Origin of the sequence: Bradyrhizobium sp. USDA 4541 (genome assembly GCF_024171085.1) — a bacterium.
Classification (GTDB): domain Bacteria; phylum Pseudomonadota; class Alphaproteobacteria; order Rhizobiales; family Xanthobacteraceae; genus Bradyrhizobium; species Bradyrhizobium australafricanum.
Map to the genome: position 1 here is coordinate 9,094,688 of NZ_JALJZF010000001.1, position 13,329 is coordinate 9,108,016.

Here is a 13,329-nt window from a genome sequence, read left to right on the forward strand (position 1 = left end):
CGGCAACAGCTGTCTTAGCGCGACAGCCACTCGGCGACTTGCTTTTGCGCATCCTTGCGCGCGCCGGTATCGGTGCCGACGTGACCGCGCTCGGCGATCTCGGCATCGGAGGCCGCGACCGCGTGCAGCGGCAGGTTGGGCCGGTCGAAGTCGTGATAGGCCTCGGGATAGACCACGATCCGCGCCAGCGCGCTGCGGCCGCGGGCGCCGTCGACCATCTGGTGGCAGGCCGATGACGATGTCACGTCGTCGCGCGCGCCGATCAGCACCAGCGTCGGCACCCGCGCGCTCCAGCCGAGGCCGAACGAGGCGCGGCAATCCGGATAGAACGCGACCGCCGAGCGAAAATCCGGCTCGACGTTGCGCGACCACACCTGCGGCCGCACCGCCCACAGCAGGGCGGCGGCGCCGTTGCCCCAGCCGATCAGGCTGATGCGGCGCTTCGCCACCCATTTCTGCTGCACCAGCCACTGCCGCGCCGCGTTGATGTCGGCGACCCGCGCACGGCGGGTCTGGACCTGATGCTCTTTGATGCGACACTGCGGACCAAGCTCGCGCGAGCCGTAGCTGTCCGGCAGCAGCACCGCATGGCCGGTCGTCAGCAATTGCTCGGCCCAGTCGCGATAGCGCGGCAGCACCGGCTCGGACCGGCCGGCGAGACCGCCGCAGCCATGCAGCGCGATGACGGTCGGGAACGGGCCGTCGCCATCGGGCCGGTAGAGCTGCGCGTGCAGCGTGACGTTGCCTTCGGGGATCTCGACCTGATGCGGGTCCGGGAGCGGCGCCGCGGCCGCGGCCGGCACGGCAAGCATGGCGAGGCACATGAAAACTGACGTGAGGCGCATCCGATCCGGCCGGCTCGTTATGGCGCTGCAAACACAGCGGACCACACCTACAAGGCTACCATGCGCCTCCGCCGCCAAATCATCACAAGTCGGTGGTTTAACGGGCGGACATGACACCCTATCTGTGATAGACGGTTTCATCGACATCCAGATGGCCTCATTGGAGGCAAGGCGGAGAGCTCAATCGTGCTGAACAAGTTCGGTCCCTCGGGCCATGGCGAAGCGCAGGTGCAATATCTCGACGGCGATTTCCGCGTGATCTCGCCCGGCACCTTTGTGCGTTGTGCCATCACCGACGTCCGGATTCCGCTCGACGAGCTGAAGTACTGGAGCGTCGATCTGCAAGAAGCCTACGCCACCCCGACCGCCGTGCTGCAGCGCCACCATCCTGGCGTCCTCAAGCCGCAGGCCTAGGCTCAAGGCCGGGTTCATTTGGAGCGTCTCCTGTCCCGCGCCCTGAACAGCTGATCGGCCACCAGGCGCCGCAGCGCGTCGCCATCATCGAATTGCAGCGTCACCGCAAACGGCACGATCGCCTGTGCCCATGCCGGCATCCCGTCCGGACCACGCAACCGCGCGAGATCCTTTTCCGTCGTCACCAGCGTCAGTCCCTCGCGACGCGCGTCGGCAACGAGCGCTTCGATCTCCTCCTTCGTGAAGGCGTGATGATCGGCGAAAGCCTTGCTGCGCACGACGTCGACGCCGCTTGAGCGCAACGTGTTGAAGAAGCGCGCGGGATCGCCGATGCCGGCAAAGGCGAGCGCACGTGTTCCGTTCAGCGCCGCCAGCGAAGCCTGCTCCGGCTTCAGATGCGCCGACAGCACCGGCTTGCCGCGGGACGCGAGATCGGCCGCAATCCTTTGCGCCGCGCTCCCCTCGCCGACCACGATCAGCGCGTCGGTCCGTTGCAGCTGCGGCACCAGCGGCGCGCGCAGCGGTCCCGCAGGAATCACACGGCCGTTGCCGACGCCGCGCGTGCCGTCGATCACGATCAGGCAGACATCCTTGAGCACGCTCGGATTCTGGAAGCCGTCATCCATCAGGATCACGCTGGCATCCTGCGCGCGCGCCAGCGCCAGGCCCGCGGCACGGTCGCGCGACACCACGACCGGCAAGCTCGTCGCCATCATCAGCGGCTCGTCGCCGACATCGGCCGCCGTGTGGCTGTCGCGATCGACCTTGACCGGGCCAGCGAGCCTGCCGCCATAGCCGCGGCTGAGCACCACCGGCCGCTCGTCGAGCTCACGCAGCAATCTTGCCAGCGCCAGCACCGTCGGCGTCTTGCCGGCGCCGCCGACATGGTAATTGCCGACGCACACCACGGGAATGCCGGCATCGACGCCGGATTGCCGCATCCGCCGTGCGGCGACCGCGCCGTAAAGCGCGGCGAGCGGTTGGAGCAGTTGCGATAGGCAAGACGACGGCCGGTGCCAGAAGGCCGGCTCACGCATTGGCGGCTCCCATCTCGAGCCGCAACTGCAACAGATAGGGCTCGAGAGCGGTCACCGTGCGCTCCAGCGCGCCACCGAGCTGTTCGACGACGCGCTCGGAGGCCGCCAGCGAAGTGTCGCGGGCTGTGGAATCCGCAAGGAACTGGCCGAGCTGCTTGACCAGCGCTTCCCGATCATCGGCGCGGCGCGCGCCGCCGGCGCGATCGAGCGCCTCATAGACATCGGTGAAGTTGAACACGTGCGGGCCGTGCACGATCGCCGCGCCAAGCTTGATCGCCTCGATCGGATTCTGGCCGCCATGCGCAACCAGCGAGCCGCCCATGAACACGATCGGCGCGAGGCGATAGAACAGGCCGAGCTCGCCCATCGTATCGGCGACGTAGATATCTGTTGTCGCGACCGGCAGATCCTCATGCGAGCGCAGGCCGGGGCGCAGGCCGGCCTCCGTCACCAGCCGCGCCACCGCCTCGCCGCGCGCGGCATGCCGCGGCACGATGACTGTGAGCAGGCCGGGGAAGAATCCCGCGAGCGACTTGTGCGCCTCGATCAGGATCTCTTCCTCGCCGGGATGGGTCGACGCCGCAACCACGATGGCGCGGCCGCGGGTCACCGACATCAACCGCTCCAGCTTGGCCGGATCGGCCGGCGGCGCCGCGACGTCGAGCTTGAGGTTGCCGGTGACGACGACGTTGTGGCTGCCGAGCGCGACAAAGCGTTCGGCGTCGGTGTTCGACTGCGCGAGGCAGATGTCGAACCGGCCGAGCAACGCGCCGATGGTGTTGGAGACCCGGCGCCAGCGCGGGAAAGAGCGCTGCGACATTCGCCCATTGATCAGCACCATCGGCAGCCGCCGCGCGGCGCTCGACAGGATCAGATTCGGCCACAAATCGGATTCGATGAACAGCGCCAGCGACGGATGCCAGTGATCGAGGAAGCGCGTCACATAACGCGGCGAGTCGTACGGCACGTATTGATGGATGACGTCGGGCGGGAAGCGCTTGGCGACGATCGCGGCCGAGGTCACCGTGCCCGAGGTGAGCAGGATGCGCAAATTGAGCGCGCGCAGCCGCTCGATCAGGCCGGCCGCTGCCAGCACCTCGCCGACGCTGGCGCCGTGAATCCATACCAGCGGGCCCTGCGGCCTGGTATCGGCGCTCACGCCGCGCCGCTCGCCGACACGTTCGGGATCTTCCTTGCCGAGCTTGAGCCGCCGCTTGATCAGGGCAGGCGCGAGCGGCACCATCGCGGACGACAGCTTGCGGTACACACGCAACGTCATCGGTAGCGAGCTAGCCAAGCGCTGCCTCCGGCCGCCCGACCGCTGCATAGGCACGTCGGGTCGCTTCGTTGAGAAGTTCCTCCACGTGCTGCCGAAGCTTTTCCATCGTCGCGGCGTCGGCATCCGGCGGCACATAGACCGGCTCAATACCTACCACTGCGCCGCGCCCGAATGGCAAATTGATGGTGGTCGAATCCCAGTTTTTCAACCGGATGAATCGGCTGGTGACCATCGCAAAGGGGATGATCGGCCGGCCGGTCTCCCGCGCCAGCATAATGGCCCCGAGGCCCGCCACCCGCGCCCGCTTCGGCACGTCGGCGGTGGTGGCCATGTTGCAGCCGTCTTCCAGCGCCCGAACCATCTCCAGGAAGGCGCCGACGCCGCCCTTGCGATGGAACGCGCCGGAATGATCGCCGGAACCTCTGATGGTGCCGATGCCGAGCCGCTCCACCGCGAGGGCGTTGAACTCGCCGTCGCGGTGGCGGGAGATCAGGACCTTGGCACGGTAGCTCTCCTTGGTCTTGATGAACGGCGTCATGAAGTGCTGGCCGTGCCAGAACACGAAGATCGCCGGCATCAGGGGCTCGACGATCCCGTACACGTCATGCGGCTGGTAGCTGAAGCGGTTGGTGTACCACACCAGCCGCAGATACTCGGCCGCAAGCACACCCAGCGCGCGCTGCACGAAGCCGCTGCGCAGCAGATCGCGAAAAAGTCGTTTCAATGGGAATGCTTTGTGTCCTGCTCAGGATCGAGCAACCGGTGGAGGTGAACGACGAAGTAGCGCATCTGGGCGTTGTCCACGGTCTGCTGCGCCTTCGCCTTCCAGGCCGCATAGGCGGTCGCATAGTTCGGGTAGACGCCGACGATCTCGACTTCGTCCAGATTCTTGAAGGTGTTGTGCTCGAGATCGGTCAACTCGCCGCCGATCACGAGGTGAAGCAGCTGGGGCTGGGCATTGTCTGACATGATGGTGCTTTTCCTAACGAGATGCCCGGCAAACAAATGAAGTCGTGGTCGTCACAGGTCTGGTCGTCACAAGGCTAGTCGTCACAAGGCTGTCGCAACAGGTCTGGTCGTCACAATCGGAAAGCGGCGTGGATCGGCGAGGCCTCACGGCAAAGGACGGCTGCGAAAATGCTCGACAATGCGTGCATGACGTTCGCGTCCTGCTGCCACCAGCACCCCATGCGTCACCTCCCGGCGATTGTACTCAATCGCGTCCCCCGAGAGCGCGGTCATCTTACCACCCGCTTCCTGCACGATCAAATTCGCGGCGACAAGATCCCAGTCGCGGCTTTGCCCGCCCGCAAAGGCCGCGTCAAGTCGACCTTGTGCTACACGGCACAACCGCAGCGCCAGCGATCCGATGCGCGGATAGAGCGTGATCTCGTCCGGCGTCGGGCTGAGCCGCTGCACCAGCGGCTTCGGTCCCGCCATCCGCGGAAAGTTGAAATCGGTGCCTGCGGTTGCATGCACCGCGCCGTCGTTCAGGGTGGCGCCCTGTCCACGGGCGGCGAAGAAGAATTCCTCGCTGACCGGCGCATACACCGCCGCGAGCACCGGAGATGCATTTTCAACCAGCGCCACACTGACGCACCAGTCCTCGCGGCCGGCGAGATAGGCGCGGGTGCCGTCGATCGGATCGACGATCCAGGTGAAGCGCCTGCCGAGGCGGGTGTCGTTGTCGGCGCTCTCTTCCGACAGCCAGCCATAGCCGGGCGTTGCCGAACGCAGCTGCTGCTCCAACAGGTCGTTGACCGCGATGTCGGCCTCGGAGACCGGCGAGGACGCGCCCTTGATCCAGTTCTTCAATTCGGTGCGGAACAGTGACGATGCGAGCCGGCCCGCTTCCTGCACCGATCTGGTCAGCAAGGCGGCATCGCGCGCCTTGGTCCAGTCGTCCGTATCAGCGTCCGCCAAGCGTCAGGCCCTCGATGCGCAGCGTCGGCGAATTGACGCCGTAGCGGAATTCCAGATCGTTGGCGGCGACCAGCGACTTGAACATCGGCAGCAGATGGCCGGCGATGGTCACTTCGCTGACCGGATAGGTGATCTCGCCGTTCTCGATCCAGAAGCCGGACGCGCCGCGGCTGTAATCGCCGGTCACGCCGTTGACGCCGGAGCCGATCAGGTCGGTGACATAGAAGCCCTGCTTGATGTCGGAGATCAGCTCCTTCGGCGTCACCGCACCCGGCTCGAGATGCAGATTATACGTTCCGGGAGACGGCGAGGACGACACGCCGCGATGCGCATGACCGGTCGTAACAAGCCCGAGCTCTCGCGCGGTCGCCGAATCCATCACCCAGGTGGTGAGCACGCCCGCATCGATCAGCGCGGTCTTCTTCACCCTGACGCCCTCGGCGTCGAAGGTCTGCGAGCGCAGGCCGCGCACCCGCAACGGATCGTCGATGATGCGGATATCTTTCGAGAACAGTTGCTCGCCGAGCTTGTCCTTCAGGAAGCTGGTCTTGCGCGCGATCGAGGCGCCGTTGATGGCGCCGACGAGATGGCCGACGATCGAGCCGGCGACCCGCGGATCGAACACCACCGGCACCTTGCAGGTCTCGACCTTGCGCGGATTGCCCCGCGCCACCGCGCGCTCGCCGGCCTTGCGGCCAACGGAAGCAGGTGAATCGAGATCGGAGGCATGCGGCGCGCTGGTGAAATCGTAGTCGCGCTCCATGCCGGTGCCCTCACCGGAAATCGCCGTCGTCGAGATGCCGTGGCTGGAGCGCAGATAAGAACCGTGGAAGCCGGTCGACGTCACCAGCACCATGCCGCCGATCCCGGTCGAGACCGACGCGCCGCCGGACTTGGTGACACCCTTGACCGCGAGCGCCGCGGCCTCCGCTTCGATCGCGCGCTGCTCGAGTTCGGCCGTGCTCGGAACCTTGCGATCGAGCAGATCGAGGTCGGGGAAATCGTGGGCGTGGAGCGCCGGATCGGCGAGACCGACATATTTGTCGTCCGGCGCCACGCGCGCCATCGCGACGGCACGCTCGGCAAGCTTGGCGACCCCGTCGCCGCTGACGTCATTGGTCGACACCACCGCCTGGCGGTGGCCGACGAACACCCGCAGGCCGACGTCATCGCCTTCGGAGCGCTCGGTTTCCTCGACGCGGCCGTCGCGCACCTCGACGCCCTGCGAGACGCCGCGCACCGCGATGGCATCGGCCGCATCGGCGCCCGCGCGCCTGGCGGCATCGACCAGGCGCTGCGCAAGGTCGCTCAGGCCCGATTGGTCGAACAGATCGGAGCTATCGCCGTGTCGCGATGCAGATGGTGAAGAGTTCACGAACGAATTCCTGCGGATTGAGGGGGGCCCGGAACGAGGTCGACAGACCCACCAGATGTGCCGGTTTCACAGGGATTTCAAGCACTTTGCGCCGGCAGGCAACAAAGATTTGAGTGATCGGGGCAAGGCTTCGTCAATCATGCGGGCCAACCTCTTGTCAATCATGGCACGAGGTGAGGAGGGGTTAACCAGGCTTTTTAAGGGGGAACGGACATCGCTCGGCTAGGCTCTCACCCAACGACCGGGAACAAAATCCCGGCGGGGAGACAGAGCTTTGAGGCGTCAAACACCAACAAGCGGAATCAATTCCGCCGGGTCGAGCTGCGCGTTGCGGCTCGACCCACTTTCCCTTCCGCTCAGCTTCCACGCGCAGGACGCGCGCGCGGATGGCGGCATGCGGCAGGTCGAGCTTCATCGCGAACACGTCGTGCTGCGCCGTGCCGTTCTCGGCATGCGGATGGCGGTCAATGTTCGCGTCAGCGACTTTCTCGGCGTCGCGGTGCGCGGCATCGACGACGCGCAGATGCTGGTGCTGGTTCACCGCGATCCCGCGCTCAGCGTTCCGCTCGGCTCCAGTTCTGACGCCGAGGAGATCAGCTCCGCCTGGCAGATGTGGAGCGACATCTTCCGTCTCCCGCAACTGACCGAGCCGGCGCCGCGGACGCCCTCGCCGCGCCGCCGTCGCCGCAACGCGATCCGCGCGCGGAGACCCAAATTCCTGGTCCGCCGCCGCGCCGGTGTCAGCCTCAACGGCACCAGCATACATCGCGGCGAACGCGAGATCATCGCGCGGGATTAATCTGACCGTCTCGCTCCATTTGCCTCACAATCGGTGTCGTCCCGGCGAAGGCCGGGACCCATACGCCGCAGCAGATGTCGTTGACGGGACTCGTCGTTCCAGCGTCGCACAACAAGAAGCATTGGTGGTTATGGGTCCCGGCCTTCGCCGGGACGACGGCGAGTTTGTGGCGCGGCCGCCGAATCATGGGTTTGTACGCTTCGCTCCGCCCATCCTGCGAAGTCATCACGCCGCGCGCAGCACCGCGTCGACGACGAGGCTCGCGAACAGGATCAAGCCGGCGTCGCGGTTGGACTTGAAGATGCGCAGGCAGAGCGCGCCATCGCTGATGTCGAGCCGCCGGACCTGCCAGGCGAGATGCAACGCAAACGCCGCCAGCCCGATCCAGGCCGGCCAGCGCGCCCCTGCGAGTGCGAACGCCACGCCGATCAAGAGCACGGCGAGACCATAGAAGATCACGAGCGCACGATGGGTGCGTGCACCGAACAGGCGCGCGGTGGATTTGACGCCGATCAGCGCATCATCCTCGGCGTCCTGATGGGCGTAGATGGTGTCGTAGGCGATCACCCAGGCGATCGATCCGGCGTAGAGCGCAATCGCGGCCAGATCGATGCGCTCGAGCGTCACCGCAAATCCCATCAGCGCGCCATAGGAGAAGGCAAGGCCGAGCACGACCTGCGGCCACCAGGTGATCCGCTTCATGAACGGGTAGATCGCGACGATCAGAAGCGAGGCGATGCCGGTCATCACCGCGAAGCGGTTGAACTGCAGCAGCACGAGAAGCCCGATCAGCGCCTGCAGGACCATGAAGACCACCGCCTGCGTCACCGTGACCTGCCCGGCCGGGATCGGCCGCGACCGCGTGCGTTCGACCTTGGCGTCGAGATCGCGATCGGTGATGTCGTTCCAGGTGCAGCCGGCACCGCGCATCACAAAGGCGCCGATGAAGAACAGCAGGACCACGAGCGGCAGCGAACGCACATCATGCGCGACGCCGGCGGCGAGCGCCGCCGACCACCAACACGGCATCAACAGCAGCCAGGAGCCGATCGGCCGGTCGTAGCGCGCAAGCCGCAGATAGGGCCGCGTCCAGACCGGCGCATGGGTATCCACCCAGTTGCCTGTGGAGTCGGCAACGCGGGTGGAGACATCGCTCATGGGTGATCCCTCAACGGGTGAGGACGTTGCCGTTCAGCGTATCGAAGGTGCTGCCGCCCTTCTTGGTCGGCGTCGCTTCCGGCAGCGAGGCGGACGAACCGAGTACGTCGCTCAAGCTCGGCCCCGCTGGCCCACGCGGCTGCGCCGCCGCCTGCTCCGCGACATTGCAGACCTTCTTCAGCAGCGCTTCGGTATTCTTGTGTCCGGCCTTGAGCTGGTCGGCGATCTGCGGCGGAATTCCGCACTTCTGTGCGTTGGTGTCGACATATTTAATCATCTTGATCTCGGCCTGGCTGTAATTGCCGATCAGCTTGCAGGCCTCCTGGGGGCTGGCGTGGCGATCGCTCGCCGCCTTGATCGCCTTGCCGCGCTTCTCCGCATCCTCGCGCAGCGGCGTGAAATTCTTCATGCAGGCGTCGGCGGCACCACCACCACCCGCACCCGGCGGGGGCGGCGACGACAGCCCGCCGCCGGCGATGGGGGCCGCGCCACTGCTCGGAAATGCCGACGGCGTGGCACCGACCCTGGCCGCCGGCGCGCCGTTGACCGGCGGGAATGCGGAATCCGAGGCGGTTCCGGCCTGGCTTGGACGCATGCCATTGACCGGCGGAAACGCGGGGTCGGACGCGGTGCCGGCCTTACCGGCCTGATTGGGCAACGGGGCCGGAAAAGCGCTCTGGGCAGCAGCTTGCCCCGCGGACAGGGCGGTCGCAGCAACGGTCAGCACGATCAGACGGCGGATCATCGAGGGTGTTTCTCCGGCAAAAGGTCCAGGCAACCCCAGCGCAACAAAAACGAAGCAACGAATTTTGGGGGCGTTTTACGATTCCTGTGAGGCCTTAACAACCCGTGGATTTGGGCGACAGCGCGGCGTAGGGCCACACCGGCCATATTAAATTGTTCCCCGATTCTAAGCCTTTAGGCTACGAACGGCGGTAAAATGGACCATCAAATTTGCCTGAACAGGATTTTCGGTAAGGCCCCGGTTTGGATTCATGGGCCGACGCCGCGGGCGACCGAACAGCAAAAGGGACCGCGTGCAAGCGGCCCCTTGGACTAAAGAAATGACTTGGTGACAGAAGCAATATATCGACGCTCAATATTGCCTGGCTGGCGAGTTCCTGAGGAGTCCGCGGGATTACGGTGTCGCGCAGTTTGGTAAACTGGCCACACCGCACTGAAGCCGCCTCGGATATGCCTGAACTCGATTTCCGCAGCCCCCGCCTGTTTGTCGACGCCCCGCTCGGCGCCGGCGCAACCGTTCCGCTCGAACGCGATCAGAGCAACTATCTCGGCAACGTGCTACGGCTCGGCGCCGGCGACAGCGTGCTGGTGTTCAACGGGCGTGACGGCGAATGGCGCGCCGAGATTTCCGGCCGCAAGCGGGCCGACATGCTGACGGTCGCGGCACAGACCCGCGCGCAGGACCGGCTGCCCGACGTCACCTATGTGTTCGCGCCGCTGAAGCATGCGCGGCTCGACTACATGGTGCAGAAGGCGGTCGAGATGGGCGCCGCGCGGCTGGTGCCGGTGCTGACACGCTTCACCCAGGTGTCGCGGGTCAACGGCGAGCGGATGCGCGCCAATGCGGTCGAGGCCGCCGAGCAATGCGGGATCATCTCGCTCGCCGAAGTCGCCGATCCCCTGCCCCTCGAACGTTTCCTGGCGGGCCGCGATCCGGCGCGGCTGCTGGTGTTCTGCGACGAGGCGGCCGAGGTCGAAAGCCCGGTGCAGGCGCTGGCGGCGGCAACGGCTGCGAATGCCGGGATCGATGTCCTGATCGGTCCGGAAGGCGGCTTTGCCGAGGAGGAGCGCGCGCTGCTGCTGCGCCAGCCCGCCATCCTCCGCCTCGCCCTCGGCCCGCGCATCCTGCGCGCCGACACCGCCGCGGTCGCCGCGCTGGCGCTGGTACAGGCGGCACTGGGGGACTGGCGAGGAAATGGGCCACACACTCCCTCCCCGTCAACCTGAGGTGCGAGCCTCTTCGGCGAGCCTCGAAGGATGCACGGCCCGGCTGGTGGCCGTCGATCCTTCGAGGCTCGCTGCGCTCGCGCCTCCAGCGACAAAGGCGAAGCCTTTGCGCCGGGATGACGGAACCTGCAGCTCGCTTACCCGATGAAAGCCGAGGACAAACATCTGCCCCTAGCCAAGCCGTCGCAAAATCGTTAACGCACGCAATCATTAAGCCACTTGGCCGATCGCTGTCGAAACCCCGATCCGGCCATGGTAAGGGCTGCCCCGAACCACCCTTGGAACCCGCGCCGGAACCTGGTCCGGACCTATTGGACGTCGAGATGACCGAAGCTGCCGCACCACGATCCGCCGCCGGATCCGCCGTCTGGGCGGATGCGCTGCTGGCCTCGTTCGCGCAGGCCGGCTATCAGAGGTCCGAGCCCGCGATCCTGCAGCCGGCCGAGCCGTTCCTCGATCTCTCCGGCGAGGACATCCGCAAGAGCCTGTACCTGACGACGGACCCGAGCGGCGAGGAGCTCTGCCTGCGCCCGGACCTCACGATCCCGGTGGCGCGCGACTACCTCGCCTCCGCCCGCGCCGGCCAGCCGGCCGGCTTCAGCTATCTCGGCCCCGTGTTCCGCTATCGCGGCGGTGCGCCGAGCCAGTTCCTGCAGGCCGGCATCGAATCGTTCGGGCGGCAGGACCGCGCCGCGGCCGACGCCGAGATGCTGGCGCTGGCGCTGGAGGCGACCACGGCGTTCGGGTTGAAGGACGTCGAGATCCGCACCGGCGACGTCGCGCTGTTCAACGCGCTGATCGATGCGCTCGACCTCTATCCGGTGTGGCGGCGCCGGCTGATCAAGGACTTCAACCGCAAGGTCTCGCTGACCGACGACATCGAGCAGCTGACGCTCAAGACCGCGCCGGGCCGCAACGAATATGAGGGCGTGCTCGCCGCGCTGGCCGGCTCCGACCGCAAGGCGGCGCTGGCGCTGGTCACCGATCTGATGTCGATCGCCGGCACCACCAATGTCGGCGGCCGCACGGTGGCCGAGATCGCCGACCGTTTCCTCGAGCAATCGACGCTGAAGGGCGGCGCACTGCCGCGCGATGCGGTCGCGACCATCAAGCGCTTCCTGGCGATTGCGGGCGATCCCGACGACGCGGTCGCGCAATTGCGCGCGCTGGCTGGCGACGCCAAGCTGAACCTTGCAGTCGCGATCGACCAGCTCGAGAGCCGGATCGGCTTCATGGCCGCGCGCGGCATCGACATCCGAAAGACCCGGTTCTCCACCGCGTTCGGCCGCGGCCTCGACTATTACACCGGCTTCGAGTTCGAGCTGCACGCCAAGGGCAACGGCGCCGAACCGCTGGTCGCCGGCGGGCGCTATGACGGGCTGATGACGCAGCTCGGCTCGGCGGCTCCGATCCCCGCGGTCGGCTTCTCGGTCTGGATCGAGGCGATGACCCGGCATGGCCAGGCCACCTCCTTCGGAGCCGCCCAATGAGCACGCCCTTCGTCGTCGCCGTGCCCTCCAAGGGGCGGCTGCAGGAAAACGCCGAAAGCTTCTTCGCCCGCGCCGGGCTGACCTTGTCGAAGGCCGGCGGCGCCCGCGACTATCGCGGCACCATCTCCGGCGTCGACAATGTCGAGATCGCCTATCTCTCGGCGAGCGAGATCGCGGCCAATCTGGCTCGCGGCTCAGTGCATCTCGGTGTCACCGGCGAGGACCTGGTGCGCGAGAGCATTCCCGATGCCGACAAGCGCGTGCTGATGATCGAAGGCCTCGGCTTCGGCTTTGCCAATGTCGTGGTCGCGGTGCCGCAGGCCTGGATCGACGTCCGCACCATGGCCGATCTCGACGACGTCGCAAGCGGCTTCCGCGAGCAGCACAATCACCGCATGCGGGTGGCGACCAAATACATCAATCTGACGCGCGGCTTCTTTGCCAAACACGGCGTCGGCGACTACCGCATCGTCGAAAGCGCCGGCGCCACCGAGGGCGCGCCCGCCGCCGGAACCGCCGAACTGATCGTCGATATCACGACAACCGGGGCGACGCTTGCCGCCAACGGGCTCAAGGTGCTCGACGACGGCGTCATGCTGCGCAGCCAGGCCAATCTGGTGGCGTCCAAGGATGCCGACTGGTCGAAGGGCGCCCGCGAGACCGCGCGCGTGATCCTCGACCATATCGCTGCGCGCGCCCGCGCCAGCAAGTATCGCGAGGTCCGCACCCGCTTCGCCGGCTGCAACGATGCGCTGCTCTCCGAGGCGCATAACCGTTTCGGCGTGGTCGCCCCGTTCGGCGGCCCGACCTCGTCGGGCATGCTTACGCTGCACTGCCCACCGGGCAAGCTCTACGCGCTCGGCAGCTTCCTGCGCGAGCACGGCGCCGAAACCGTGTCGGTGGTGTCGCTGGACTATGTGTTCGACCGCGAGAACCCGCTGTTCGCCAGGCTCGAGGCGTTCCTGCGACAATGAGGCGGCCACGCCGTTCATGTTGGCGACAGCTACCCTGCGGTACCATATTGTGTTCGAGGGATCT

14 protein-coding genes are annotated in these 13,329 nt (G+C 66.6%); 5 read left to right on the top strand and 9 right to left on the bottom strand.

The genetic code is table 11. The features are described 5' to 3' along the window. Positions 1 to 14 precede the first annotated feature (14 nt). Positions 15 to 812, bottom strand: a complete 798-nt coding sequence (locus J2R80_RS42895; protein ID WP_371852100.1) for a dienelactone hydrolase family protein — start codon at positions 810 to 812, stop codon at positions 15 to 17. 219 nt (positions 813 to 1,031) lie between these two features. Here J2R80_RS42895 and J2R80_RS42900 point away from each other — a divergent pair, with 219 nt between their 5' ends. Continuing rightward, positions 1,032 to 1,259 (top strand): DUF2093 domain-containing protein, encoded by a 228-nt coding sequence (locus tag J2R80_RS42900; RefSeq protein WP_016848019.1) that lies wholly within the window; start codon positions 1,032 to 1,034, stop codon positions 1,257 to 1,259. A gap of 14 nt (positions 1,260 to 1,273) precedes the next feature. Here J2R80_RS42900 and lpxK read toward each other — a convergent pair whose 3' ends face one another. The 6 genes from lpxK to J2R80_RS42930 all read right to left on the bottom strand — a co-directional run bounded on the left by lpxK (position 1,274) and on the right by J2R80_RS42930 (position 6,873). Then, complete coding sequence (lpxK, locus tag J2R80_RS42905; protein ID WP_076825575.1) at positions 1,274 to 2,296, bottom strand: tetraacyldisaccharide 4'-kinase; 1,023 nt, start codon at positions 2,294 to 2,296, stop codon at positions 1,274 to 1,276. After that, entirely contained in the window at positions 2,289 to 3,623 is a 1,335-nt protein-coding gene (locus tag J2R80_RS42910) for a 3-deoxy-D-manno-octulosonic acid transferase (protein WP_253588101.1), read from the bottom strand. Before J2R80_RS42910 ends, lpxK begins: the two co-directional genes overlap by 8 nt. Then, positions 3,586 to 4,299, bottom strand: coding sequence for a lysophospholipid acyltransferase family protein (locus tag J2R80_RS42915; RefSeq protein ID WP_050384219.1), 714 nt, complete (start codon positions 4,297 to 4,299; stop codon positions 3,586 to 3,588). Before J2R80_RS42915 ends, J2R80_RS42910 begins: the two co-directional genes overlap by 38 nt. Continuing rightward, entirely contained in the window at positions 4,296 to 4,544 is a 249-nt protein-coding gene (locus J2R80_RS42920; protein WP_016848023.1) for a DUF4170 domain-containing protein, read from the bottom strand. Before J2R80_RS42920 ends, J2R80_RS42915 begins: the two co-directional genes overlap by 4 nt. 144 nt (positions 4,545 to 4,688) lie before the next feature. Next, positions 4,689 to 5,498: a 3'(2'),5'-bisphosphate nucleotidase CysQ gene (locus J2R80_RS42925; RefSeq protein ID WP_076825579.1), complete on the bottom strand. Its 810-nt coding sequence runs from the start codon at positions 5,496 to 5,498 to the stop codon at positions 4,689 to 4,691. Then, positions 5,485 to 6,873, bottom strand: coding sequence for a TldD/PmbA family protein (locus J2R80_RS42930; RefSeq protein WP_076825581.1), 1,389 nt, complete (start codon positions 6,871 to 6,873; stop codon positions 5,485 to 5,487). Before J2R80_RS42930 ends, J2R80_RS42925 begins: the two co-directional genes overlap by 14 nt. A 274-nt stretch (positions 6,874 to 7,147) precedes the next feature. On the opposite strand from J2R80_RS42930, the gene J2R80_RS42935 reads away from it, so the two are divergent. Then, a complete protein-coding gene (locus J2R80_RS42935; RefSeq protein WP_057016649.1) occupies positions 7,148 to 7,672 on the top strand; it encodes a DUF6101 family protein in 525 nt (174 codons plus the stop codon). A gap of 225 nt (positions 7,673 to 7,897) precedes the next feature. Here J2R80_RS42935 and ubiA read toward each other — a convergent pair whose 3' ends face one another. Then, the gene (ubiA, locus tag J2R80_RS42940; protein ID WP_057016651.1) at positions 7,898 to 8,830 is read right to left on the bottom strand and encodes a 4-hydroxybenzoate octaprenyltransferase; all 933 of its coding nucleotides are present in this window, start codon (positions 8,828 to 8,830) and stop codon (positions 7,898 to 7,900) included. A gap of 10 nt (positions 8,831 to 8,840) precedes the next feature. Further along, positions 8,841 to 9,575 carry a hypothetical protein gene (locus tag J2R80_RS42945; RefSeq protein WP_057016652.1) on the bottom strand — a complete coding sequence of 245 codons (735 nt, stop codon included), beginning with the start codon at positions 9,573 to 9,575 and terminating at the stop codon, positions 8,841 to 8,843. A 449-nt stretch (positions 9,576 to 10,024) separates the two neighbouring features. Between J2R80_RS42945 and J2R80_RS42950 the strand changes: the two genes are divergently transcribed. The 3 genes from J2R80_RS42950 (at position 10,025) to hisG (ending at position 13,265) form a co-directional block, all read left to right on the top strand. Beyond that, positions 10,025 to 10,801, top strand: coding sequence for a 16S rRNA (uracil(1498)-N(3))-methyltransferase (locus J2R80_RS42950; protein ID WP_076825582.1), 777 nt, complete (start codon positions 10,025 to 10,027; stop codon positions 10,799 to 10,801). A gap of 323 nt (positions 10,802 to 11,124) precedes the next feature. Beyond that, the gene (locus J2R80_RS42955) at positions 11,125 to 12,291 is read left to right on the top strand and encodes an ATP phosphoribosyltransferase regulatory subunit (RefSeq protein ID WP_076825593.1); all 1,167 of its coding nucleotides are present in this window, start codon (positions 11,125 to 11,127) and stop codon (positions 12,289 to 12,291) included. Continuing rightward, the gene (gene hisG / locus J2R80_RS42960; RefSeq protein ID WP_076825584.1) at positions 12,288 to 13,265 is read left to right on the top strand and encodes an ATP phosphoribosyltransferase; all 978 of its coding nucleotides are present in this window, start codon (positions 12,288 to 12,290) and stop codon (positions 13,263 to 13,265) included. The genes J2R80_RS42955 and hisG overlap by 4 nt, the downstream gene beginning before the upstream one ends. The last annotated feature ends 64 nt before the right edge of the window (positions 13,266 to 13,329 follow it).